At 63.7% G+C, this 23,280-nt stretch carries 20 protein-coding genes; 7 read left to right on the top strand and 13 right to left on the bottom strand.

The genetic code is table 11. The features are described from left to right. Positions 1 to 13: 13 nt before the first annotated feature. The 6 genes from GYB81_RS08285 to GYB81_RS08260 are packed head-to-tail and all read right to left on the bottom strand — an operon-like array spanning position 14 to position 6,847. Positions 14 to 904 (bottom strand): FkbM family methyltransferase, encoded by an 891-nt coding sequence (locus GYB81_RS08285; RefSeq protein ID WP_161866709.1) that lies wholly within the window; start codon positions 902 to 904, stop codon positions 14 to 16. A gap of 12 nt (positions 905 to 916) precedes the next feature. After that, positions 917 to 2,074, bottom strand: coding sequence for an acyltransferase family protein (locus GYB81_RS08280; protein ID WP_161866710.1), 1,158 nt, complete (start codon positions 2,072 to 2,074; stop codon positions 917 to 919). Then, the gene (locus tag GYB81_RS08275) at positions 2,071 to 2,925 is read right to left on the bottom strand and encodes a class I SAM-dependent methyltransferase (RefSeq protein WP_161866711.1); all 855 of its coding nucleotides are present in this window, start codon (positions 2,923 to 2,925) and stop codon (positions 2,071 to 2,073) included. The genes GYB81_RS08280 and GYB81_RS08275 overlap by 4 nt, the downstream gene beginning before the upstream one ends. 39 nt (positions 2,926 to 2,964) lie before the next feature. Further along, the gene (locus GYB81_RS08270; RefSeq protein WP_233787506.1) at positions 2,965 to 3,843 is read right to left on the bottom strand and encodes a class I SAM-dependent methyltransferase; all 879 of its coding nucleotides are present in this window, start codon (positions 3,841 to 3,843) and stop codon (positions 2,965 to 2,967) included. Then, a complete protein-coding gene (locus tag GYB81_RS08265) occupies positions 3,840 to 5,393 on the bottom strand; it encodes a glycosyltransferase family protein (RefSeq protein WP_161866712.1) in 1,554 nt (517 codons plus the stop codon). The genes GYB81_RS08270 and GYB81_RS08265 overlap by 4 nt, the downstream gene beginning before the upstream one ends. After that, positions 5,390 to 6,847: a glycosyltransferase family protein gene (locus GYB81_RS08260; protein WP_233787505.1), complete on the bottom strand. Its 1,458-nt coding sequence runs from the start codon at positions 6,845 to 6,847 to the stop codon at positions 5,390 to 5,392. Before GYB81_RS08260 ends, GYB81_RS08265 begins: the two co-directional genes overlap by 4 nt. 320 nt (positions 6,848 to 7,167) lie before the next feature. Between GYB81_RS08260 and GYB81_RS08255 the strand changes: the two genes are divergently transcribed. From GYB81_RS08255 to GYB81_RS08245, 3 genes are all read left to right on the top strand, one after another. Next, positions 7,168 to 7,488 (top strand): DUF2388 domain-containing protein, encoded by a 321-nt coding sequence (locus GYB81_RS08255; RefSeq protein WP_161866714.1) that lies wholly within the window; start codon positions 7,168 to 7,170, stop codon positions 7,486 to 7,488. Positions 7,489 to 7,633: 145 nt separating this feature from the next. Then, positions 7,634 to 7,954 carry a DUF2388 domain-containing protein gene (locus tag GYB81_RS08250; RefSeq protein WP_024310095.1) on the top strand — a complete coding sequence of 107 codons (321 nt, stop codon included), beginning with the start codon at positions 7,634 to 7,636 and terminating at the stop codon, positions 7,952 to 7,954. Further along, a complete protein-coding gene (locus GYB81_RS08245) occupies positions 7,951 to 9,906 on the top strand; it encodes a DUF7844 domain-containing protein (RefSeq protein WP_161866715.1) in 1,956 nt (651 codons plus the stop codon). The genes GYB81_RS08250 and GYB81_RS08245 overlap by 4 nt, the downstream gene beginning before the upstream one ends. An 83-nt stretch (positions 9,907 to 9,989) precedes the next feature. Here GYB81_RS08245 and GYB81_RS08240 read toward each other — a convergent pair whose 3' ends face one another. Continuing rightward, positions 9,990 to 10,394, bottom strand: coding sequence for a GFA family protein (locus GYB81_RS08240; RefSeq protein WP_161866716.1), 405 nt, complete (start codon positions 10,392 to 10,394; stop codon positions 9,990 to 9,992). A 107-nt stretch (positions 10,395 to 10,501) separates the two neighbouring features. Between GYB81_RS08240 and GYB81_RS08235 the strand changes: the two genes are divergently transcribed. Next, entirely contained in the window at positions 10,502 to 11,368 is an 867-nt protein-coding gene (locus tag GYB81_RS08235) for an AEC family transporter (protein ID WP_233787520.1), read from the top strand. Between the two features lie 15 nt (positions 11,369 to 11,383). Here GYB81_RS08235 and GYB81_RS08230 read toward each other — a convergent pair whose 3' ends face one another. Then, complete coding sequence (locus GYB81_RS08230) at positions 11,384 to 12,097, bottom strand: substrate-binding periplasmic protein (RefSeq protein WP_233787504.1); 714 nt, start codon at positions 12,095 to 12,097, stop codon at positions 11,384 to 11,386. A gap of 212 nt (positions 12,098 to 12,309) precedes the next feature. Here GYB81_RS08230 and GYB81_RS08225 point away from each other — a divergent pair, with 212 nt between their 5' ends. Both GYB81_RS08225 and GYB81_RS08220 read left to right on the top strand, forming a co-directional pair. Next, a complete protein-coding gene (locus tag GYB81_RS08225; protein ID WP_161866718.1) occupies positions 12,310 to 13,440 on the top strand; it encodes a PilT/PilU family type 4a pilus ATPase in 1,131 nt (376 codons plus the stop codon). 87 nt (positions 13,441 to 13,527) lie between these two features. After that, complete coding sequence (locus GYB81_RS08220; protein WP_161866719.1) at positions 13,528 to 15,168, top strand: Na/Pi cotransporter family protein; 1,641 nt, start codon at positions 13,528 to 13,530, stop codon at positions 15,166 to 15,168. 1 nt (position 15,169) lies between these two features. Here the strand turns inward: GYB81_RS08220 and GYB81_RS08215 are convergent, their stop codons facing one another. The 5 genes from GYB81_RS08215 to GYB81_RS08195 form a co-directional block, all read right to left on the bottom strand. Then, positions 15,170 to 16,678 carry an NCS2 family permease gene (locus GYB81_RS08215; RefSeq protein WP_161866720.1) on the bottom strand — a complete coding sequence of 503 codons (1,509 nt, stop codon included), beginning with the start codon at positions 16,676 to 16,678 and terminating at the stop codon, positions 15,170 to 15,172. A 114-nt stretch (positions 16,679 to 16,792) separates the two neighbouring features. Further along, positions 16,793 to 19,351: a TRAP transporter permease gene (locus tag GYB81_RS08210; RefSeq protein WP_161866721.1), complete on the bottom strand. Its 2,559-nt coding sequence runs from the start codon at positions 19,349 to 19,351 to the stop codon at positions 16,793 to 16,795. 172 nt (positions 19,352 to 19,523) lie between these two features. After that, a complete protein-coding gene (locus GYB81_RS08205; RefSeq protein WP_161866722.1) occupies positions 19,524 to 20,495 on the bottom strand; it encodes a TAXI family TRAP transporter solute-binding subunit in 972 nt (323 codons plus the stop codon). Positions 20,496 to 20,572: 77 nt separating this feature from the next. Further along, on the bottom strand, positions 20,573 to 20,935 hold the full coding sequence (locus GYB81_RS08200) for a RidA family protein (RefSeq protein ID WP_161866723.1): 363 nt from the start codon (positions 20,933 to 20,935) through the stop codon (positions 20,573 to 20,575). Positions 20,936 to 20,970: 35 nt separating this feature from the next. After that, positions 20,971 to 22,212: a D-amino acid dehydrogenase gene (locus GYB81_RS08195; protein WP_161866724.1), complete on the bottom strand. Its 1,242-nt coding sequence runs from the start codon at positions 22,210 to 22,212 to the stop codon at positions 20,971 to 20,973. Between the two features lie 126 nt (positions 22,213 to 22,338). Between GYB81_RS08195 and GYB81_RS08190 the strand changes: the two genes are divergently transcribed. After that, positions 22,339 to 23,244 carry a LysR family transcriptional regulator gene (locus tag GYB81_RS08190; RefSeq protein ID WP_161897784.1) on the top strand — a complete coding sequence of 302 codons (906 nt, stop codon included), beginning with the start codon at positions 22,339 to 22,341 and terminating at the stop codon, positions 23,242 to 23,244. Positions 23,245 to 23,280: the final 36 nt, after the last annotated feature.

Here is a 23,280-nt window from a genome sequence, read left to right as displayed (position 1 = left end):
GTAGCACACAGCCTCAGCCGTTGAAACGCGACGGCAGCAAAGTTTTCAGCCTGCCCCTGCCAGCGGTTAACAGTCTGACCACGGACCACAGCCGGCTGCTGTATATCGCCGCCAACTGGGCCTCTGCCGCCTCTGCCCGCTGACGCATGGAAATCAGTTGATCCTGCGCTTGATCCACCTCTGTCAGCGGGTGGCTCAGGCGATGACCGCGGCACAGCTGGAACTCATCCAGAATGTTTGGCGGCAAGGCCAGCGGAACCAGCAGTTCGCAGCGTTCCGCAGCGACGTAATAACGATTGATCCCATCGCGCAGCGCCGGTTCATATCCAGCCTGCAGAATCAACGCCTCCCATTCGGGCGTCTTGTCGAAAGCGGACTCGATCAGAATGATCCACGGCCGCCAGCGCTGAAAGTCCATGCCTTGCAGCACATTGCGCTCGAAACCCTCGACATCGATCTTGAGGAAATGAAAGGGCGCGGCGACGGGCAGGTATTGATCGCAGATGTCCACCAGCCGTTTCGTCTGTACCGTACGCCGCAGGAAAGGAATGCCTTCGGCCTGTTGCAGTTCCGCCATCTCATGGCTCAGGGTCGAAAGACCGGTATCAGCCGACTCGAAGAAGACCAACTCGTCTTCCTTATCGCCTACCGCCACACACAGATTGGTGTCTTGCGGGCGCTCATCGCACAGAGCCTGATAATAGTGCTGGACCGGTTCGATATTGATGCCCCGCCAGCCCCGCTCATAGAGCGAGCGCGTCACCGAATCGAGAGTGGGGTGGTTGGCCCCTACGTCGACGTAATGGCCCGGACCGAACAGCTTGAGGGCGCGCCAGAGCATAACGTCCTCGAAGTTCTGGGCGTAGGAAATGAATTGCGGGGAGACGAGGTCCTGATTATTCATGGATTCCACTGTTTATTGAGGCCTGACTGGTTCAGGCATATCCACGACGCTATCGCGCCCACCCCTGATTCTTTGCGCGACTCGCTTTCCATGGTCGCGCAATGGAACCTCCAGCAGGCGATAATTCAATTCACTCAACACCAGGATTAGCAGACAAGCCGTAATTACGAAGGGATAGAAGAAGTCGTCATTAAAACCCTGCGTCGCCGCCTTCGTACGAAACCAGAGCTCCCGCGTGAAGTAAAAAGCCGGTATATGAATCAGGTAAATGGCATAGGATCGTGCGCCCAGCCAAATCAGTAGGCTCGAGAGCGGCTTGGGGAAACCCATATAGCTCCTGTCGTAGGATGCCACCCAGACAAGCGCTGCAGAGACCAGTGCAATCATGCCGATTCTGATGTTAACGCTGCGTAACTGGTCCGATCCCAGTCCCCAAAGACAGAGCAGCGCCACCAAGACCACAACCAGTCCGCATTTATACCGCCGAAGAAAATTTGGCTTGAAAAGCCAATACGATGAATGCTGAGTCCATAACGCCAAAAGCACTCCTAGCGCCAATGCATCGGTACGAAAGAACATCAATGTAGGTGTACGCACCAAGAAGAACTGGAATAGCACCAATAAGATCATGACGTGCAGCAGATAGCGGCGCACCAAAAGAATCAGCAGAGGGAACAACAGGTAAAACTGCTCTTCCAGCGAAAGACTCCAGTAAACGAAACTCGCTCCATAGGGCCATTGCATAAAGGCCTCGGCCAAGCGGAAGTTGGCCACCTGCAATACCCCGGCAACTGTTGCCTCCAGATTAGTGCGGAACGAACCGAATGCGCCGGTCTGATTAAAAGCTAGCGAGGCAATCAGCATCACCAGCAGCCATAGCCATGCCGATGGCAGCAGTCGCCAAGCTCGACGCACCCAAAAGGCCAGAACCATGCGCCTAGTCGCCTCGCCACGCGGCACCGCCAGAAGCTGCGGTACAAGATCACGCGCGATCACAAAGCCAGAGATAGCGAAGAACAGATCCACTCCGACCCAGCCGCTGAAGTAGCTGTAGAACAGCTCCATACTGGGCGTGTTCCAAGTAAACAGGTTGTCGGCGGCGTGGTGGAAGACCACCATCAACACCGCGACGCCACGCAGGATTTCAATATCGCCGATACGGGTTCTCATCGGGTAACGGCTGCCTCGGGCTTGCGCGCAATTACAACTTGGCTTTTCGGCATAACAGCATCCAATGCCGCCTTGATGCGAGGCCCGGCGGGCAGCGACAGCAGCGTCGACCAGGTCTGCGACCAGTTTTCCAGCAGCGGATGCCAGGGTGGGCTGAGCGGTTGATTCTCACAGGCCCAGTACAGCGACCACCACACGGCGTGATAGAAACCGTACTGCATGCTGCTCTCCACGCTCAGCCCCGCCTCCAGCGTCAGTCGCTCCAGCTCGCCGCGCTTGAAGATACGAATATGGTTGGGCCGTTCGAAATAGACCGGGGGCGCGATGTGCTTCTGTACGCCTTCGATGACCTCGTCCGGTACCGTCAGCAGAAACAGTGCGCCCGGTCTGGCGACGCGCACCAGTTCGGCCATGAACTGGGCGGGATCCTCGACATGCTCGAGCACCTCCATGGCCACCACCCGGCTGATCACGCCATCGGCCAACGGTATGGGGTTGGCATCAGTCACCAGCGTACGAACGCTGCGCGCGCCTTCTTTCTCCAGCCGCGCGCGGGCGGTTTCGAGCTTGTCGGCAGCGACGTCGGCAAGAATGATCTCGGCTCCCTGGCGGGCACTGAAGAGCGCGTAGCCCCCCTCGCCACAGCCGATATCGAGTACGACATCCTCGGCGGTGATCGCAAAGCCGCGGACCAGCTCGCCGGTATCGTTCTGCAACCAGCCGCTCTGGTGAATATCGATCAATCCGATATCGATTTCAGGCTCACTAGCCGGCGGCAGGGCGGTCTCGCACGGAACCGCAGGCTCTGGCTCGCTTAGGGGGGAAATGAGACGTTTCAAACGATTCAGCATGGAGACTTCCTGTTTCGGCCGAGGCCGTACATGCAGTGTTCAATAGGGCTTACGCGCGACGATGACCTGGCTCTTGGGGAGCAGACGATCCAGATGCTGCTTGATCGGCGCGAAATCCGGCATCTGGATCAGTCGATGCCAGAGACTGGCCCAGTCATCCAGCAGGGGCGAATAGGGCGGATGCACCACATCGTGGGTTTCCCCGGTCAGCTCCCGCCCGGAGGCTCGCAGCTGCGACCAGTAGATGAGCATCCACATGCTCCAGTAGAAACCATAGGAAGAGCGGCGCTCGACCACCAATCCGGCATCCTCCACCAATTTCGCGAATGCCTCGCGCTCGAAGATGTGGATGTGATTCGGCTCGAGGAAGTAATGCGCCGGAGCGCAATCAAGCTGCACCTTTTCACCTTCCGCATCCGGCACGGCCAGGAGATAGAGCGCTCCCGGCTGCCCTACTCGCACCAATTCGCGCAGCACCGCAGCCGGATCTTCCACATGCTCGAGCATTTCCAGCGCGATGATTCGCGTCGCGTAATGGTTGTCCAGCGGCAGCGGCATGCTGTCCGACACCAGCCCTTCGATGGCCCGCGCGGGTGTGCTCGCGAGCTTGACGCGCAACGCCTCGATCTTTTCGGCGACTACATCGGTAAACACCACATGGGCACCCCGATTGGCACAAAACAGGGTCGCGCCGCCGGCACCACAACCCACATCCAGGACGACGTCCTGATCACCCACCGGGAACCCGGAGAACAGCTCATCGCTGTGATTCTGGAACCAGCCACTCTGTACCGCGTCGACCAAGCCGCAGTCGCGCGAATCCACGTAGCCCGGCATGTCTGTATCCGCCGCCCCAGGTGCCGATACGGCGGCATGCTTGGCAGCTCGCCCCCGCCACCAGCCCAATAGCCTTTTCATGCCGATAGCTCCTGTTCCCGACACAGGAATGCCGATAACTTGCCCATGGCCGCCTGCCGCGAGCAATGCTCACGCATGCGCTCTATCGCATGACGAGATAACCGTCGATAACGCTCAGGGTCTGTCTTGATGCACTCGTAGGCTGCCCGATAAGCATCTCGCAGCGACGCCCAGTCGATCTGATGCCGCTGGGTGCGGTAGGCCAGCCGCGGGTCGTGCGACCAGGCAGTGGAGTCCAGCCAACTGTCGACCACGAAGGCCACCTGCTCGTCGATGTAGTCGACCATCGCCGAATGCCGTGGCGAAATCGCCGGCTTGCCGCAGGACAAGAATTCCATCAGTGGCAGGCACTGCCCTTCCCCGTGGGAAGCGTTGACGGCGAATGCGCTGGCGCGGATCAGGGTGTCGAAGTCGCCGCCCTCCAGGTAGCCGTGCAGCAGCACCACACGACAGCTGAACCTGGGCATGCGCGCCATCCAGATCAGCATGTCGTGCATGGCCGACAGGTACTCGTGGTGCCCCAGCTTGAACACCAGGGTGGCGTCGGGCGTATCGCGAAATGCCGCGCAGAAGGCGGTCAGCATGTCGGCCCAGTTCTTGCGCCCGTCATAGGGGTTGAACAGCGCGGTGAAGATCACCCCGGATAGTTGCAGCTCCGAATCGTCGGGCTGCAAATCTGGCATCTTCGGCGTGACACCTTTGGCAGCAGGATGCGGGGGCTCGACGGTGTTACGCGGTTCCAGGGGTGTATCGGGACTATCCGCAACCAACTCCACCAACGGCTCTGCCCGACCCGGCAGGAAAGGCAGCAGCGGCTGCAGCACTTTTAAGTACCACTCACCCAGGTAACGCCGGGTGATGCGATATCGCGATTGCCGACGACCAGCCAGCGACTCGACCGCCACGCTGCCACCTTGCGCGCGCGCCATGGCGTTCTCGTGCTCGCGGATCGCCTGTACCACCCGCGCAGTAGCGTCGGGACCGAAGATATAGGGACTCAGCGCGGGGTCACGGCTGTCCACCACCACACCCGAGCGCACGCGAATGCTCACGCCGTTTGTCAAGGGCAACGACCCCGGCTGCGAGCGAAGCGCGGCGAACTTGTCCCAGACCGGCGAGGGCACCGAAATGACCGGAAATTCCGTACCCATCTCCCGACGCACCGCCGCGACGATCATCTGCGAGTGGGTGATGGCGCTGCCGCAGATATTCAGCACGTGCCGCCAATCCTGCTGCGGCTCATCCAGCCAGGACTCGTTGGGAATGCTGTCGAATTCCCACGCGAACACCGGAACGGTCGGACAGCGCAGCTGCAGGGGAGTCTTGTGCGGCGGCGAGAAGGACAGGAACAGGCACTGCTCGCCGGCGGCGCGCGCTTCGTCGTACAGCCGGTCGACCTCCTGCTCGGGGTCTTCGACCACCAGGACTTCGCCCAGCGCCTGCAGCACCGGCAGGAAGTCGCGCAGGACGAAGTAGTAGCTGTACTCCGGCAGACCCATACTGCTGGCAATCTTCGACGCGCTCACTTGCGAATAGACCAGGAATCTCATAGCACCGCACTCCCAGTACAACCCAGCTCGGCTTGCGCCGATTGCGTAGCGGCAATCTGTTCGAGAAACGCGCCAAGCGGCCCCGCCACCCGCTCGATGGAAGCGAACACCTGCATCCGCGCATCGGCCTGTCGCGCCATCTCGCGATAACGCTCGGGTTCGTCCTTGGCCACCCGATAGCTGTGTCGATAGGCCTCGACCAGCGACTGCCAGTTCAGCCGATGGCGGTGAGTCATGAAAATCCCGGTCGGATCGTGCGGCCAGCAGAAGGGTTCCAGCGCGCACTTCACCAGGAACGCCAGCCGCTCGTCGACATAGTCGGCCATGGCCGTGTGGGTCGGCGCGATGGCCGGCTTGCCGGCACTGAGAAACTCCATCAGCGGCAGGCACAGGCCCTCGCCGGAGGAGGCGTTGACGTAGTAGCTGGAGGCCTCGATCAGTTGGCGATACTGTTGGTCTTCAAGAAAGCCGTGCAAAACGACTACCCGGCAACTGAAGGGCGCCAGGCGCGACAGCAGGGTCATCAGAACGATGCGGTAGTACTCGAGATCGTAGTGGGTCATCTTCACGATCAGCGTGGCATCGTCGCGATCCTTGAAGGCCCAGCAGAATGCAGTGATCAGCTCGACCCAATTCTTGCGGCTGTCGGCCGGGTTGAGCACGGTGGTGTAGACTACACCGGTCACACTGATCGGCACGGCCGGCGGCGCGCTCGCGGGAGCGGGTGGAGCGTCTTGCGGCTGGGGCGTATCGACCGCCAATGCGGGCAGACCGACCTCCCGCCACCAGCCCCTGGCGAGCGCCTTGGTCTCGCGCCAGGCACGGCTGAAACGGTCGTCGCGCGCCGGTTTGGGTGCGGGCGCTGGGGCGACGGGCGTGGGCTGGGCAGCCTCCGGTTTGCGCACCAGACCGTCCGCCGACAGCCCCAGCGTCGGACTGTCGATAACCAGACCGGCAAACGGGAACTGGCGCTCGCCCAGCTGCGGACTGCTGCGCACTGCCGCCGGATCACCGCGATAGCGGTCCCAGACGGGCGCCGGCAGGGCGATGACCGGATAATCGGGCGACATGGCATCTTCGACCAGGGCCGCGGCTTCGCGACTGGTGCTGATGGCGCCCTGCAGATGGGCGAATGCGTAGCGCCAGTCATTCTGCGGGTTGCCTTCCCAGGCCACCGACGGAAGACTGTCGAATTCCCAGGCGAACACGCTGAGGGTCGGGCAACTCAACCCCAGCGGGGCCTGGTGCGGTGGGCTGAAACTGAGGAACACCACGGTTTCGCCGGCCGCGTGGTGCTGCGCGGCGAGTTGCTCGATCTCGGCCAGGCTGTGAACGACCTGCACCCGCCCCAGGCGTTCGAGCACCGGGAGGAAATCCTTCATCAGGAAGAAGTAGCTGTATTCGGGTTTGCCGAGAGAACCATGGATACTGGCCTGATCGATTTTCGAAGCCATAAGGATGATCATTACGCGAGAGCAACCCTACTAGCGCGGACAAGGTCCGAATTGCGCATTAAATTATTGTTTGATGCTCACTCAGAGAGCTGTATATCTCTCTGGATGAAGTCATTTTTTAGCAAATTAAAGACATTTTGCTCATTGTTTTTGTGCTCGCGAGCATCTCAGCCTTTGACGCCGGGCGCAATCATAAGAGCGATAGTCGTGCGTAAATGTATGCGCTAAGCGGCACTGGAAGCTGGAAGGTGCAGATATCCTTTAGTTAATCTTGAACGCAAAGCTAAATATTCCGCCAAGCGAAGCCTGAGGAACCAACTATGGCCGTCCTGCGCACCACAACCTTCGCTGCCGCGCTGTTCTTTGCTGGCACCGCCAGCGCCAGCAGCCTGGTCGCGACCACCGATACCCTGGGCGGAGCCCTGGCTGGTACCGCCGAGGGCACATCGGACGCCACCAGCTCGCTGCGTGACATGAAACAGCTGCGTGCAGCCCGTGATGATGCCGCCAGTTTCGTCGCCAGCGAAGGCGCCATTCACAGCGCCCGGCTCGAAGCGGCCCTGCGGCTGATTCGCAGCCATGACGCCCAGTTGGTGAAGGCCGATGACCTTGCATTGGCCCAGGCCATTCTCAGCCTGTGAAAACTTTGCACACGTCTGGCGAATGGCTCGCTGCTGACCGCCGGCGCTGCGCCCCGTAAACTTCGCCCACCTGCCCGGCCGCGGGGAACCGCGCCGGCCTGCCTACGTCAAATCGTCCGTTCTGCCGTTCTCGGAGCTATTCATCATGCGTCGTTCATTCGCCATCGCCTTCACCGCCTGCGCCCTGTTCAGCGGTATCGCTCAGGCGCAAACCGTGGTCGCCACCAGCAACATCGTGGTGCGCGCCCTGGATCGCAGCATCAACTTCACATCCGACACCACCACTTCGCTGCGCGACATGAAAGCCGTGGTCCAGGCTCGTGACGACGCCGCCAGCTTCGTCGCCAGCGCCGGTGAAATTCGCGGCGCGCAACTGGAAGCCGCGCTGCAAACCATTCGCCAGCAACTACCCGAAGCGCAGGCCGCCAGCGACCTGCAACTGGCCGAAGCCATTCTCGCTCTGTGACCCACCTTCTCGCCTGGTGCTGCGGCGCGCTGCTGGCATTGGCCGCAGGCGTCGCCCAGGCGCAGTTGCGTCTGACACTGGACGACAGCACCCTCGACGCAGCGCAGCGGCAGGCGAGCCAGGCGCTGCTGAACGAGGCGATGGCTGCCTTGCCGCCGCGCTTCATCCAGCATCTGGATCGCGAGGTGAAGGTCAGCTGGCGCACCGGGCTGCCTGCGCAGGTGTACGGCCAGGTCGGACGCTTCAGCGGTATCGAACTGAATGCCGAATTGCTGCCCAAGCTGGTCGATGGCACGGCGGCTCGCAACCAGACCGGCCGCCCTCACGGTACTCAGCGCCAGGAGTTGCTGGCCACCCTGGTGCACGAGCTCACCCATCTCTATGATCGCGCACGCCTCTGGCCTGCGGGCGAGCGCCGCCTCATCAACAGGTGCAGACAGCACGCCAGTTCGATGGGCCTGGTGGGGCTACCGGAAGATTGCCGTGGCCAGACCGAACGGCGCTTCACTCTCAGCGATGATCCACGTCTGCTCGACCTGGCCGGCTGGCAGCAGCGAGTCGGCCAGCGTGGCGCGCGCGACCTGGACAACGGTCAGGTCGCGCGCAGCCCGGACAGCTACGAGCTGACCAATGCGCTGGAGTTCGTCGCGGTCAACCTCGAATACTTTCTGCTCGACCCCAGCTATGCCTGCCGCCGCCCCTCGCTGGCGCGCTATTTCCGCGAGCACTTCGACTGGACACCGGCCGGCGAGCCCTGTGCCAGCGACTATCCCTACCTCAACGCCGGACGTGATTTCGCCGTTCAGCCCCTGGGGCGACTCGATCCAGAGCGCGTGTATGAGGTCGATTATCTGCTCGCCGAGGCCAACGATGCCTGGATGAGCCGCTGGGGCCACAGCATGCTGCGCCTGGTGGTCTGCGCGCCGGGACGACCGCGCGGCCCGGGCTGTCGCCTGGATCTCGACCATCACCTGGTGCTGTCCTATCGCGCCTTCGTCGGCGATGTGCAGTTGTCGAGCTGGGATGGCCTGACCGGAGTCTATCCGTCGCGCCTGTTCGTCCTGCCGCTGGAACAGGTGATCGACGAGTACACCAAGGTGGAGCTGCGCAGTCTGGCCTCGGTACCGCTGCGCCTGTCGCGCGATGAGCTCGAACAACTGGTGGTACGCGCCGCCGAACAGCACTGGAGCTATGACGGCGACTACTACTTCGTCTCCAACAACTGCGCAGTGGAAACCCTCAAGTTGCTGCGCAGCGGCACCGGCAATCCGCGCCTGCATGCGCTGGACAGCATCCTGCCCAACGGCCTGCTGGAGCTGATGGATGCTCGCGGCCTGGCCGACACCAGCGTGCTCGACGATCCACGTGAAGCACTGCGCCTGGGCTATCGCTTCGACTCCTTCCGCGAGCTCTACCAGGCGATGTTCGGCGTTCTGCGCGAACGTCTGCCGATCACTCAGGACAGCGTCGAGACCTGGCTGGAGCAGCCAGCACAGGATCGCAGCCAGTGGTTCGCCAAGGCCGATCTGCGCGCCAGCGCAGCCCTCTTGCTGCTGGAACAGGCCGCGCTGCGCCGGCAACTGCTGCTGGCCCAGGACGAACTCAAACGCCGCTACCTCACCGGCCGTGCTGCTGGTGACCCGAGCCTGAACAAGGCCGGCGCCGCCCTGGAGCAGATTCTCGCGGGCAGCGGCTTCCTCAGCCGCCCGGCGGAGCTACTCGAAGGCGGCTACGGCTTGCCGCAGCAGCAGGAATGGGAGCGCCTCGAAGCCAGCAGCCGTGACCGCCAGCAGCAGCTGCGCCAACTCAGCGACGAACTCGACGACGAGGTGCGCAACCTGTTGCAGCCCGAGCGTCTGGCTGAGCTGGAGGCCAACGAGGCCAACCTGGTGGCGCTGGGCGAACACCTGCGCGCGCTGCACAAGGCCAGCGGCGGCCTGGAGCTGCCCTAGCCTTTTGAGTAGCCCCGGATGAGATCCGGGAAATCATTCTGCCCAGTCCCCGGATTGCATCCGGCCTACGATCGACCGACACCCTACGGAATCAACTCCTGATCCTCTTCCGGCAATTGCGGGTCGACCGTCAGCCAGGGCAGACGGCTGCCCACCCAGATATGCCGATCTGCCGGTGCCTGCTCAGGTGCGTCCAGCGTAGCCACGGTCACGTCCAGCGTATCCGGGCTGAGCGAGGTGTACAGCGCCAGATGCGCGCCGCAGTCGGCGCAGAAATAGCGCGTGCAGCTGGCCGATGAGGCGAACGCCTTCGGTGTACCGCACAGCCAGTGAAACGCCCGGCGCGGTACCGTGACCCAGGTGGTGAGAATGCCGCCACTGCTGCGCCGACAGATCGAGCAGTGGCAATGCGCGATATCCGTCAGCGGCGTATCGAGCCGATAACGCAGCGCGCCGCACTGGCAGCCGCCCTGATGTTCGACCCTCATCCCGCCTCCGCCTTGCATTGCCCCGCGCCGCTGACCAAGATAGGCGCTCACCACCACCGGGGGTTCCCGTGATAGACCTGTTGCTGGCCTTGTGGCCGCTGTTCGCCATGATAGTCGCCGGCTACTGGCTGCGCCTGCGCGAGTTCCCGAGCGAGGCCTTCTGGCCGGGCGCCGAGCGCCTCAACTACTTCATCCTGTTCCCGGCGCTGCTGTTCTCCAGCCTGGCCCGTGCGCCGCTGAACAATCCGGCGCTGCCGCGCCTGGCCCTGGCGGTGCTGCTCGGCCTGGGTATCGCCTGGCTGGCGCTGCTGCTGGTACGCCGCCTGCGTGGCTGGCCGGCCGGGCGTTTTGGCGCCTTTACCCAAGGCATCCTGCGCTTCAACACCTACCTGGGCCTGGCTGCAGTCGGCAGTCTGTTCGGCCAGGAAGGCCTGACGCTCGCCGCCCTGATGCTGGCCCTGATGGTGCCGACGGTGAACGTGCTGTCGGTCTGGTCGCTGACCGCCGAGCGCGGTGTCAGCGTTCGCAGTCTGCTGTTGCCGATCATCAAGAATCCGCTGATTCTCGCCTGCCTCGGCGGCGCACTGTTCAACCTCACGGGCATCGGCCTGCCGGGCGGCACCGACCGCCTGCTCAGCCTGCTCGCCGCGGCCAGCCTGCCTTTGGGCCTGCTCTGCGTCGGCGCGGCTCTCAAGCCGGAACAGCTGGGCGGAGAAATCCCGGCGCTGACCTGGAACAGCCTGTTGCGCCTGCTGGCAATGCCGCTGCTGGCCTGGGGCGTGGCCTGGGCGCTGGCGCTTCCCGCCATGGAAAGCACTGTGCTGGTGCTGTTCTTCGCCCTGCCCACGGCGCCCACCGCCTACGTGCTGACCCGCCAGCTCGGCGGCGACAGCCAGTTGATGGCCGGTATCATCACCCTGCAGACGCTGCTGGCCGCAGGCAGCCTGGTGGCGATCATGATGTTGCTGGCCTGACGGGCCAGTAAGGCGCTACTCGGCGTAGCGCTCGATCAGCCGCTGATAGTCACCGCTCGTCTTGAGCACCTCGAGCCCCCGGTCGAAGCGCTCGATCAGCTCGGCCGCGCGCGGATGCTGACGTGAAACGATGAAGTGCAGCGTGTTGCGTTCAAATGACGCCTGCGAGCGGTAGAAGGCGCTCGGTTCGGCGCCAGTGGCGCGCAGCGCGCTTTCGCCCAGGCGCTGATCGGCGAGAAACAGGTCGTCGCGTTGCAGCAGCAACAGCCGCGCACATTCCTGCAGCCCGAGCGGTGAGTGGCGGTGCAGCACGCCTTGTTCGATCAGTTGCTGGATCATCGCCGGAGGTTGCCAGCCCAATGGATAACAGAGCCGGCGCCCCGCCATGGCCGGCAGATCATCGAGCTCGATGCGATCACCTGCACGACTGAAGACGAACTGGTCAGTCACGTAAATCGGCGCCGAGTAGAGAAACTCCGCCTCGCGCTCGGCCGAACGAACGTAGGGAAAGGTGGCGTCGTACTCGCCGCGCCTGGCCTTCAGGTAGCCGCGGTTCCAGGGCAGCCAGTCGAGCGTGATCGCCATGCCCTGCTCGGCCAGCGCCGCGCGCACCACCTGAGTGAGCATGCCCTGACCGGCCAGTGCCTTGCCGGTGAACGGCGCATAGTCATCGCCGGTCGCCAAGTGCAGCACCTCGGCGCGCGCCGATGCGCATAAAAGCAGGCTCAACAGAGCCGCCCGCCCTAATCCCACCATCAATCTCCAGTCATTGGCGTGCGATCGCCTTGCGCCTTGAGCACGGACTCTCACTCCCGCAAGCGAGGCTGTCCAGTGCAAAAAGCCATAGGGCGACCATTCACGCCGATCTCTTGATGCGCAACAACTGAATTGGCAGGACGCCGGCTATCCTTGCTGCACCACGTACGAATGGCGACAGGCCGATGAACGACACCAGCCCCAACGATCAGCCCGATGTTTTCCCCTACCTGCAGCTGATGCACCAACATGCCGGCTCGGATCTGTTCTTCAGCGTCGGCGCACCGCCGCACATGAAGGTGGAAGGGCATAGCCAGCCGGTGGGCCAGCGCATCATGAAGGCTGGCGAAGTGCAGCAGCTGGCCTATCAGTTGATGACGCAAAAGCAGATCGCCGAGTTCGAACGCGACCTGGAGATGAACCTGGCCGTCAGCCTGCAAGGCGCGGGACGTTACCGGGTCAATGTCTACTACCAGCGCGGCGAAGTGGCCATGGTGGTGCGCCTGATCAAGAGCCAGATTCCCGGCTTCGAAGCGCTCGGCTTGCCCAAGCTGCTGGAGAAGCTGGCCATGCAGGACCGCGGGCTGATCCTGGTCACCGGCGCGGCGGGCTCGGGCAAGTCCACAACTCTGGCGGCGATGCTGGATTTCCGTAATCGCCACAGGAGCGGGCATATCGTCTGTATCGAAGACCCCATCGAATTCCTGCACAGCCATCAGCGCTCGATCATCGACCAACGTGAAGTCGGCCTCGATACCCACAGCTTCGATGAAGCCCTGCGCAACGTGCTGCGCGAGGCACCGGACGTGATCATGCTTGGCGAGATCCGCGACGCTGCCACCATGCAGCACGCCCTGCACTACGCCGAAACCGGCCACCTGTGCGTCGCCACCCTGCATGCCACCAGTAGCAGCCACGCCATCGAACGTATCGCCCGCTTCTTCCCCGACGACGCCCGCAAGCAGGTGCTGGCCGATGTCGCGCACAATCTGCTCGCGGTGATCGGCCAGCGTCTGGTGCCCGGTATCGAGCAGAAGCGCGTGGTGGCGGTGGAGCTGATGCTGGGCACGCCCTATATCCGCGACCTGATCCAGCGCGACGAACTGGACGAGCTGCGCGAGGCCATCGCACGAGCCGCCGAGCAGGGCCTGCAGACCTTCGATCAGCATCTGTTCGCCCTGCTCGAAGCCGGCCGCATCAGCCTGGCCGAAGCGCTCAAGTTCGCCGACTCGCGCACCGACCTCAGCCTCAAGTTCAAACTCGAGCGCGGTTTCTCCGCCGATGACGCCGAACTCAAGGTGCTGCGCGACGGTTGACTGGCTTTATCAGCGATTTCGGCCGATGCTCATCTATACAGGCCGAAACCATAATTCCTCATCGGCCGTCTTTCAGGGGGCCGATTTATGCTGACCCTGCTGCATTTGCTGTCAGCCATTGCCCTGTTGGTTTGGGGCACCCACATCGTACGTACCGGCATTCTGCGCGTGTTCGGTTCACAACTGCGCAAGGTACTCAGCCGCAACATAAGCCACCGGCCACTGGCATTCGTCGCCGGCATCGGCGTCACCGCGCTGGTGCAGAGCAGCAACGCCACCGCCCTGCTGGTGACCTCCTTCGTCGCCCAGGGCTTGATGGCGCTGGCGCCGGGCCTGGCGATCATGCTCGGCGCCGATGTCGGCACCGCGTTGATGGCCCGGGTACTGACCCTCGACCTGAGCTGGTTGAGCCCGCTGCTGATCTTTCTCGGGGTGATCTTCTTTCTCTCGCGGCGGCAGACCCGCGCCGGCCAGCTCGGTCGCGTCGCCATCGGCCTGGGGCTGATGCTGCTGGCGCTGGAGCTGATCGTCGCCGCCGCCGCGCCGATCACCGAAGCGCGCGGCATCCGTGTGCTGTTCGCCTCGCTGACCGGCGACCTGCTGCTCGACGCGCTGGTCGGCGCGCTGTTCGCCCTGCTCACCTACTCCAGCCTGGCGGCGGTGCTGCTCACCGCGACCCTGGCCGGCGCCGGACTGATCAGCCTGCCGGTGGCCATCGGCCTGGTGATCGGCGCCAACATCGGCAGCGGCCTGCTGGCCTTTCTCACCAGCAGCCTGCAGAACCCCGCCGGGCGCCGCGTGGCGCTGGGCAGCCTGATCTACAAGCTGATCGGCCTGTTACTGGTACTCCCTGTGCTGCAGCCGTTGGCCGAATGGCTGGACAGCCTGAACTGGCGCGCGGCGGAACTGGTGATCTTCTTCCACCTGCTCTACAACAGCCTGCGCGCGGTGCTGATGTTGCCCAGCGTCGGCCTGATGGCGCGCTTCTGCAACTGGCTGCTGCCGGACCGCGCCGACGACAGCGGCATCGCTCGCCCGCGACATCTGGACCCAACGGCGCTGGCCACGCCAAGCCTGGCGCTGGCCAACGCCGTGCGTGAAACCCTGCGTGCCGGTGATCGTGTCGAGCGCATGCTCAGTCATCTGTCACCTGTGCTGGAACACAACGAACCGGCGCTGACCAAGGAGCTGCGCAGCCTCAATGACGATGTCGCCAGCCTGTGCCGGGCGGTCAAGCTGTACCTTGCGCAGATTCCGCGCGAGGCCATGAGCGAGCACGAAAGCCGGCGCTGGGCGGAAATTCTGGAACTGGCGGTTAACCTGGAGCAGGCCGGCGATCTGATCGAACGCATGCTCGGCAAGATCCAGAGCGAGAAGACCGCGCAGCGTCGGGCCTTCTCCGACAAAGGGCTGGAGGAACTTGCCAGCCTGCACGGGCAGCTGATGGCCAACCTGCGCCTGGGGCTCAACGTGTTCCTCAGTGCCGACCAGGCCAGCGCCAGCCAGCTGCTGCGCGAGAAGCGCCGCTTCCGCGCGCAGGAGCGGCGCCTGGCCCATGCGCATATCGGCCGCCTGCAGCGTCAAGTCGTGCAGAGCATCGAGACCAGCTCCCTGCATCTGGAACTGATCGCCGACATGAAGCGGCTCAACTCGCTGTTCTGCGCCAGCGCTTACGTAGTGCTCGAAGGAGGCGAAACCGGCGCCCTCAGGCTCGAAGGCGGCGAGTGACTCAGTCGGCGCCGGCCGCTCGCTCCGGCGCGCTCGGCTCTACCCCGCGCCAGGCGTACCAGGCGAAGAACAGCGCCATCAGCAGATAGCCGTGGACGAAGTCCGGCGCGGCGTACCAGGCCAGCTTCGGTGCGTGCATCAGGCCGACAAAGGCCATGCCGGCCGCCACCAGGGCGAAGACGGTGGCCTGGCGGAACTGGCGATCGATCACCGCCACGCACATGGCGCCGAGCAGGATGGCGCTGAACATGGCGCCCTGCCCCAGCGCGCCGATGGCGCTGGAAATGCCCTCGACCACCTCGGGAGCGCCGCGATTGAAACGAGTCGCCAGGTAGTTGGCGAAATACGGCAGCATCGCCAGCGCCACGGCCGGGTAGTAACGGGCATGGTTGCTGTTGAAGGCGGTGGCGATCATCGACATGCCGACGAACACCAGAATCGGCGCCACCACCGCCACCGGGATCAGCGCAGCGATGAAGGCAATCAGGCCGAACATGGTCGCCAGGCCGTACACCGCGCCGTTGAGCAGGCTGTAACCGCGCCCGGCGCCCATCCACTTCGAACCCACGGTGGCGATGTACACGGTGGTCGGGAACACACCGCCGAACAGCGCACCGAGCGAGGTGCCGAGACCATCCACGGCCTGGCACTCGCGCACACTGTAGCTGTCCCCGGCAGCGCTCATGGCCTCGACGTTGTTCATGGTCTCGATGGCGTTGTAGAGGGTGATCGGCAGGATCACCGTCATCAGCGCCAGCATGGTGGTGAACAGCAGGCCCAGGCCTTCGTACCAGGCCAGGTTGGGCAACAGCGGGTAGAAACCGAGGTGGGTGAAGGCATCGCTGAACTTGCTGCCGTCAGCCGCGCCGATCAGGTAGGCCAGCGCCGTCCCGACGACGATGGCGAACAGCGAGGCAGGCAGGCGGAATGGCATGCTCACCCGCGCCACCAGACCGACGATGGTGATGGCCAGCACCAGCAGGCCGATCACCGGAATCTCCAGGGTCTTGAACAGCATCTCGCCAGCGATGAAGGTCAGCGCCACGCCGGCCACCGCGCCGAGCATCGCCGCACGCGGCAGGTGGCGCTGCACCCAGCCGCCTATCAGACTGATGGCCGCCTCGATCAGACCGCTGATGAAACAGGCAGCCACCGCCACCTTCCAGGCCAGCACGGCATCGCCGGTGAGGTTCTTCGCCGGCAGCAGCACGCCGAACAGGAAGACGAACATCACCGGCGTGCTGATGCCGTAGGACAGTGCGGTGACGTCGGCGCGGTTCTCGCGGCGAGCCAGGCGCGCGGCGCTCCAGGCGTAGTAGAAGTTACCGGCCATTACCGCCACCGCCGCCCCGGGCAACACCTGACCGAACACGATCTCGGCAGGAAAGCCCATGCCCAGCATGCTGATGGCGATGATCACGAAGTTGGCGATGTTGTTCTGAAACAGGGCGAAGAAGGCGTCGGTATCTTCCTTCTTGTACCAGGGATAATGCACGCGCGGCGTCGACATGACGGGCTGAGTCCTTGTTGTCCGGATGGTCAGGCCGGCGAGTCTAGCAATCCGCGGTCATGGCATAAACGAACAAGGCAGCCGAAGCTGCCTTGTTGTCTGTTACCCAGCCCGCTAAGCGGTCTGGATCAACTTGCGGCGGCGCTGCAGCAGTACGACCAGACCGAACACCAGGAACGCTGGAATCCACATCAATTCCTTGACCCAGCGATCGGTCGGCGCACGTACCTTGAGGATCTGCTGGTCGAACTCCAGGCCGGCATCGGCAGCCATGCTGCCAAAGGTGACGCTGTCCACCAGCACCTTGTCGCCCTCTTCGTAGAGGTTCAGGCCGAGCTTCTCCAGACGCTCCTGACCCGAGGCACCATCGGGTACCGGCAGCAGCACGGTGAACTCGCGCGGATCACCCACGGCATCCTCGCCGCGAATACGCAGACGCAGCGAGCTCCCATCCTCGACGCCATTGAGCGCCTGGGCCAGCTGCGCCGGCGGGATGTCCTGATAGGGGTCGTGCAGCATGTCCATCCAGAACCCCGGACGGAACAGGCTGAACGCTACCAGCAGCAACAACACGCTTTCGTACCAACGGCTGCGCACCAGGAAGAAGCCCTGGGTGCCGGCAGCGAAGATCAGCATGGCGATGGTCGCCACGATGAAGATCAGCACACCGTGCCAGAAGTCGACGTCGATCAGCAGCAGGTCGGTATTGAAGATGAACAGGAACGGCAGCGCGGCGGTGCGCAGGCTGTAGAAGAACGCCACCAGGCCGGTCTTGATCGGGTCGCCCTTGGACACCGCGGCGGCAGCGAACGAGGCCAAGCCCACCGGCGGCGTCACGTCGGCCATGATGCCGAAGTAGAAGACGAACAGGTGCACTGCGATCAGCGGCACGATCAGGCCGTTCTGCTGCCCCAGCGCCACCACCACCGGCGCCAGCAGGCTGGACACCACGATGTAGTTGGCGGTGGTCGGCAGGCCCATGCCGAGGATCAGACTGAACACCGCCACCAGCATCAACATCAGCAGCAGGTTGCCCATCGACAGCAGCTCGACCAGATCGGCCAGCACCAGGCCCACGCCAGTCTGCGAAACCGCGCCGACGATCACACCCGCCGCCGCGGTGGCGATACCGATGCCGATCATGTTGCGCGCACCGGCGATCAGGCCTTCGCGCAGATCGACCACACCATCGATGAAGGTGCCATGTTCATGGCTGCCATCACGGCGCATCCAGCTCAGCAGCGGGCGCTGGGTCAGCAGGATGATGATCAGCATCACGCTGCCCCAGAAGGCCGACAGGCCGGGGGACAGACGCTCGATCATCAGGCACCAGACCAGTACCACCACCGGCAGCAGGAAGTGCAGGCCCGAGAGCAGTACCGCGCGGGTCTGCGGCAGTTCTTCCAGCGGCGCGTTGGGGTCTTCCGGCGGCAGTACCGGTACGCTGGCCGCGACTTTCAGCAGCGCCAGGTACACCACCGCGAGCAGCACGCCAATCACCGGCAGGGCGTACTCGCCGAGCGCCGGCTTGAGCCAGCCGAGGCCATAGTAGACCGCCAGCGACAGGCCGCTGATCAGCGCCGCGCCGAAGGCGAAGCCGGTCAGACGGCGCAGCCAGGGCTTGGGCTGATGACCGCCGATGGGCTGCAGGCCGAGCTTGAGCGATTCCAGATGAACGATGTAGAGCAGCGCGATGTAGGAAATCGCGGCCGGCAGGAAGGCATGCTTGATGATCTCGACATAGGACATGCCGATGTACTCGACCATCAGGAACGCCGCAGCGCCCATCACCGGCGGCATGATCTGACCGTTGACCGAAGACGCCACCTCGACCGCGCCGGCCTTCTCCGAGGAGAAGCCGGTGCGCTTCATCATCGGAATGGTGAAGGTACCGGTGGTGACCACGTTGGCGATCGACGAGCCGGAAATCATCCCGGTCAGGCCGGAGGCCAGCACCGCCGCCTTGGCCGGGCCGCCACGGAAGTGACCGAGCAGGCTGAACGCCAGCTGGATGAAGTAATGCCCGGCGCCGGCACGTTCGAGCAATGCGCCGAACAAAACGAAGAGGAACACGAAGCTGGTGGACACGCCCAGGGCGATCCCGAACACGCCTTCAGTGGTGATCCACTGGTGGTTGGCCAGCGCGTTGAAGCTGACCCCACGGTGCGCCAGCAGGCCGGGCATGTAGGGGCCAGCCACGCTGTAGATGAGAAACACCAGGGCAATGATCGCCAGGGGTGGGCCGAGCGCACGGCGCGTGGCTTCCAGCAGCAGGGGTATGCCAATGCAGGCCGTGACCAGGTCTGCCGTGGTCAGGCTGCCGGGGCGCATCGCCAGCTGCTGGTAGAAGATGAACAGGTAGGCGGCACTGGCTGCGGCGACCAGGCCCAGGGCGATATCCAGCAGCGGTACGCGATCACGCGGCGACTTCTTGAACGCCGGGTAGGCGAGAAAGGCCAGCAGCAAGGCGAAAGCCAGGTGAATGGCGCGGGTCTGGGTATCGTTGAGCACGCCGAAGCCGAAAACGAACGGCAGCGGCGAAGCGATCCATAACTGGAACAGTGACCAGAGCAAGGCGAGGCCGGCGATCACCCGCGCCATCAGGCCTGCGGGCGAACGCGCGCCGACATCCTGGGCGATCAGTTCCTCGGTGGATAATTGTTTTTCGGCCATAGGGTCGTACACCTACGTTGTCATTCGGATAAAAACGGCGAGCCCCTCGCTGACGGAGGGGCTCGGTTTTTGAGCCTGTAACAGGGGCTCTGAGCGCGCAGTTTACCTATCCCAGCTCAACTGCGCCCGTTATCGAAGAGTTTAGAGCCCAGCCGGAGACTCTCCACCCCGGCTAGAGCCAGCCTTTTTCCTTATAGAAACGTATTGCCCCGTCATGCATGGGAGCCGTCAGCCCCGCCTTTATCATGTCCTCGGCCTGCAGATCGGCAAAGGCCGGGTGCAGGCGCTTGAAGCGCTCCAGGTTATCGAACACCGACTTGACCAACTGGTAGACGACCTCGGGATCGGTCCTGGCCGAGGTGGCCAGCACCGCTTTACCGCCGATGGACGGAACGGCCTGTTCCACTCCAGGGTAGACACCCGCCGGGATATCCGCCCTGGTGAAGTAGCTGGCCTGTGCCAGGAGCTTGTCGATATCAGGGCCAGTGACCGGGATCAGGCGGGTTTGCACGGTCGCCATGGCCTCCTGGATGGCACCACTCGGATGACCGACCACATAGGTGATGGCATCCAGATTGTTGTCCCCCAGCGCGGCCGCCATCTCCGCAGGTTTGAGTTCAGCGGCGAGGGCGAAGTCGGACTTGCTCCAGCCGCTGGCCTGGATCACCTCATCGAAGGTATCGCGACTGCCAGAGCCCGGCACGCCAATGTTCACGCGCTTGCCCTTGAGGTCGGCGAAGGTCTCGATACCGCTGTCTGCACGGGCGACTACCGTTAGGATCTCGCTCTGCAGGGAGAAGACCACGCGCAGATCTTCGACAGCGCCCTCCTGGTCGAAAGGCGCCTGGCCCGAGAGCGCCTTGTTCTGGTGATCGGACTGGATGAACCCGAAGTCGTAGTCGCCGCTCTTGATCGAGGCAATGTTGCTGACGCTGCCCGCGGAAGACGGCGCGTTGCACTTGATGCCGTGCTCGGCGCCACTGCGATTGAGGAACCGACAGATCGACTGTCCGGCTGTGTAATAAACCCCCGTCTGTCCACCGGTGCCGATGGTCACGTAGCGTTCCTGAGCGACCAGGGGGCTGCTCAGCAAGGTGCTGCCCATGACACAGGCCAGAAAGCCCATGATTCGATGCTGCTGCATATCAACGTCCTCGTGTTGTTGTTTCGAACGGTCGATGGGCTGTCTCGCCAGCGCCATCGGTGGAACAAATGCGGCCGCTAAGCCGCCGTTTTACGCACTGCAATGACCATGATCTCGACCAGAACATCGGCAGAAGCCAGACGTGCCTCGACCGTCGCCCGGGCAGGCGCGCAGCCCGCTGGCAGCCAATCACTCCAGACCGTGTTCATGGCGGCAAAATCCTTCTCGATGTCTTTCAGCCAGATCTGCGCGCTGAGCATGTGGCTCCGATCCGATCCTGCCTCGGCCAGCAGCGTGTCGATCTTTTCCAGCACCTGGGCGGTCTGGCCCGCTACGTCCTGGCTGCGGTCGCCCGGCACCTGGCCGGAGAGGAAAACCAGATCGGAAAAGATCGTCGCACCAGAAAGGCGGTCGTTGGTCTGCATACGTTGCACGGACATGGCAAACTCCTGCTGTTGTAAGTGTTCGGGTGGTCTCAGGACGCCAACTGCAAGCCATCGAGAGCGATCGCCGGTTGCCGCCGGCCTATCAGTTGCGTCAGCACCTCGGCGCTGCCGCAGGCCAGGGTGAAGCCCAGGCTGCCATGGCCCACGTTCAGCCAGAGATTGCCGATACCGCTGGCGCCCAACAGCGGCGTGCCCTCCGGCGTCGCCGGGCGCATTCCCGCCCAGGGCTCGGCAGCCGCGTAATCGCCCGCGCGGGGAAAGCTGGCCTGGGCAAGCTGTCTCAACTCGGCCAGCCGATCAGGGTCTGGCGTGGCATCCCAACCGCCGATATCGACCATTGCAGCAACCCGCAAGCGTTCGCCCAGGCGGGCGTAGACCACCTTGTGATCGTAATCGGTGACGTTGGTCTCCGGGCCCGCTGCACGGTCGGCCAGCGGCAGGGTGAGGCTGTAGCCCTTGAGCGGGTATATCGGCAGCCGCAAGCCCAGCGGGCGGAGCAAGGCCACGCTGCCGATACCGGCTGCGACCACCACATGATCGACCTCCAGTTCCCCGCCTTGCAGCGCCACGGCCCTCACCCTGCCGTGCTCCCGAGGTAGGGCAGTGACCCGCTGCCCGGCATGCAGGCGAAACGAAGGATCGCTGCGCAGCTTGCGCAGCAGTTGCCGGCAGAACTGATGACAATCACCGACCTCATCGCCGGCCGCGAAGACGCCGCCCTGAAATTGTCCGGCCACACCCTCGAGGGCGGGCTCCAGCTCAAGGCATTGATCGGCATCGAGCAGGCGTTGATGCGCCGATTCGCCGACTGCGTTGCGCGCCTTGTTCCAGCTCGCAGCGTTGCGGTAGATCACCAGCTTGCCATTGGCCCGCCAGGAGAAATCATCCAGCGCCTCATGCTCACGCCAGCCCTGCAACACCGACTGGCTGTACAAGGCCAGGCGCAGCAGGTGGGCGCCATTGCGCTGGTTCACCGAGCGACGGCAAGCCAGCAGAAAGCGCAGGCACCATTGCCACTGATGCGGGCTCAGACTGGGGCGAAAACGCAGCGGGGCATTACCCTGCAGCATCCAGGACAGCGCCTGCAGCGGCACGCCGGCATCGGCCAAGGGTGAAACATAGCGATAACTGAGCTGACCGCCGTTGGCGAAGCTGGTCTCCAGCGCCACTTCCTCACGCTGCTCGATCAGATCCACCCGATACCCTTGACGCAGCAGCGCGTAGGCCGTGCTCAGCCCTATCACCCCACCACCGATAACCGCGACCCGCATGATCCATCCCCCGCATCTGAATGAAGTCAGGGTATGAAGGGGCGAAACGGGCGGCCAATGAAAAGATGGCGGCAGCCCATAACCCTAGGTTATGTTCCCTCGACCACGCGGGAGCTCTGATTGCTGATGCGCCTACGCCACGTCGAACTGTTTCAGGCAGTCCTGCAGACCGGGAGTCTCACGGCTGCAGCTGAGCTGCTGCACATCTCCCAGCCGGCTGCCAGCAAGATTCTGCAGCATGCCGAACAGCAGCTGGGTTTTGCCCTGTTCAGCCGTGTACGCGGCAAGCTGCTGCCCACCGCAGAAGCGCGGATACTGCAGCAACAGACCGAACGCCTCGCTGCCGAGCTGCAGGATCTGCGGCGCCTGTCCGATAGCCTGCGCCGCGGCGAGGAACGGGCGCTGCGCCTGATCTGCACACCTACCCTGGCGCAGACCCTGCTGCCTGACGTGGTATGCGACTGGCGCGCCGAATTTCCGCACACCCGATGCGACCTTGCGACCCAGCACACCAGCGAAATCATCCAGGCACTGTTGTTGCGCGAGGCCGATATGGGCCTGACGCTGCAACGTGTGGAGCATCCGGACCTGCACACTGAAGTGCTGACTCAGGGGCGGATGATGGCCATCGCCCCACCGGGTTGGTGGAGTGAGCAGGAATGCGCGACGCCCATGCGCCTGCAGAACATGGCGGGGCTGAGCCTGATCGGTCTGGACACACGAGATGCATTGGGCGGTCTGCTGCGCGGGCACATCCAGGAGCTGGACCCGCCTGCCCGTATCGACATTTCGGTCCAGACCTACCAACTGGCCCGCATGCTGGTAGCCGCCGGGCAGGGGCTGGCGCTGGTCGACCCGTTCACGGCCCTGTCAGGCAATCTCGGAGAGGTTCAGGCCCGCCCGCTGGAACCCGTGATCCCCGTGCCCCTTTACCTGTTGCGGCGCTTCGACGAGACCCCCTCGGCCGCTCAGCAGGCGCTGCTGAAACGTCTGCAGAGGCTGGCCATCGACCTGCTCGATGAGCAGGACTGAGGCAAATCCGGGACAAAAGAAAACCGCGGCCAGGGC

The organism is Pseudomonas yangonensis (genome assembly GCF_009932725.1).
Taxonomy (GTDB): domain Bacteria; phylum Pseudomonadota; class Gammaproteobacteria; order Pseudomonadales; family Pseudomonadaceae; genus Aquipseudomonas; species Aquipseudomonas yangonensis.
Note: the sequence above shows the minus strand (reverse complement) of the source record. Positions and strands in the feature narration are given on the sequence as shown.

Bases quoted from the DNA above. Each gene is read 5' to 3' on its own strand.
- GYB81_RS08195 (WP_161866724.1), bottom strand. From the start codon at position 22,212: ATGCGGGTCGCGGTTATCGGTGGTGGGGTGATAGGGCTGAGCACGGCC.
- GYB81_RS08275 (WP_161866711.1), bottom strand. From the start codon at position 2,925: ATGCTGAATCGTTTGAAACGTCTCATTTCCCCCCTAAGCGAGCCAGAG.
- GYB81_RS08280 (WP_161866710.1), bottom strand. From the start codon at position 2,074: ATGAGAACCCGTATCGGCGATATTGAAATCCTGCGTGGCGTCGCGGTG.
- GYB81_RS08265 (WP_161866712.1), bottom strand. From the start codon at position 5,393: ATGAGATTCCTGGTCTATTCGCAAGTGAGCGCGTCGAAGATTGCCAGC.
- GYB81_RS08200 (WP_161866723.1), bottom strand. From the start codon at position 20,935: ATGTCCGTGCAACGTATGCAGACCAACGACCGCCTTTCTGGTGCGACG.
- GYB81_RS08205 (WP_161866722.1), bottom strand. From the start codon at position 20,495: ATGCAGCAGCATCGAATCATGGGCTTTCTGGCCTGTGTCATGGGCAGC.
- GYB81_RS08225 (WP_161866718.1), top strand. From the start codon at position 12,310: ATGAACGACACCAGCCCCAACGATCAGCCCGATGTTTTCCCCTACCTG.
- GYB81_RS08215 (WP_161866720.1), bottom strand. From the start codon at position 16,678: ATGTCGACGCCGCGCGTGCATTATCCCTGGTACAAGAAGGAAGATACC.
- GYB81_RS08235 (WP_233787520.1), top strand. From the start codon at position 10,502: ATGATAGTCGCCGGCTACTGGCTGCGCCTGCGCGAGTTCCCGAGCGAG.
- GYB81_RS08270 (WP_233787506.1), bottom strand. From the start codon at position 3,843: ATGAAAAGGCTATTGGGCTGGTGGCGGGGGCGAGCTGCCAAGCATGCC.
- GYB81_RS08250 (WP_024310095.1), top strand. From the start codon at position 7,634: ATGCGTCGTTCATTCGCCATCGCCTTCACCGCCTGCGCCCTGTTCAGC.
- GYB81_RS08240 (WP_161866716.1), bottom strand. From the start codon at position 10,394: ATGAGGGTCGAACATCAGGGCGGCTGCCAGTGCGGCGCGCTGCGTTAT.
- GYB81_RS08255 (WP_161866714.1), top strand. From the start codon at position 7,168: ATGGCCGTCCTGCGCACCACAACCTTCGCTGCCGCGCTGTTCTTTGCT.
- GYB81_RS08260 (WP_233787505.1), bottom strand. From the start codon at position 6,847: ATGGCTTCGAAAATCGATCAGGCCAGTATCCATGGTTCTCTCGGCAAA.
- GYB81_RS08220 (WP_161866719.1), top strand. From the start codon at position 13,528: ATGCTGACCCTGCTGCATTTGCTGTCAGCCATTGCCCTGTTGGTTTGG.
- GYB81_RS08285 (WP_161866709.1), bottom strand. From the start codon at position 904: ATGAATAATCAGGACCTCGTCTCCCCGCAATTCATTTCCTACGCCCAG.
- GYB81_RS08210 (WP_161866721.1), bottom strand. From the start codon at position 19,351: ATGGCCGAAAAACAATTATCCACCGAGGAACTGATCGCCCAGGATGTC.
- GYB81_RS08190 (WP_161897784.1), top strand. From the start codon at position 22,339: ATGCGCCTACGCCACGTCGAACTGTTTCAGGCAGTCCTGCAGACCGGG.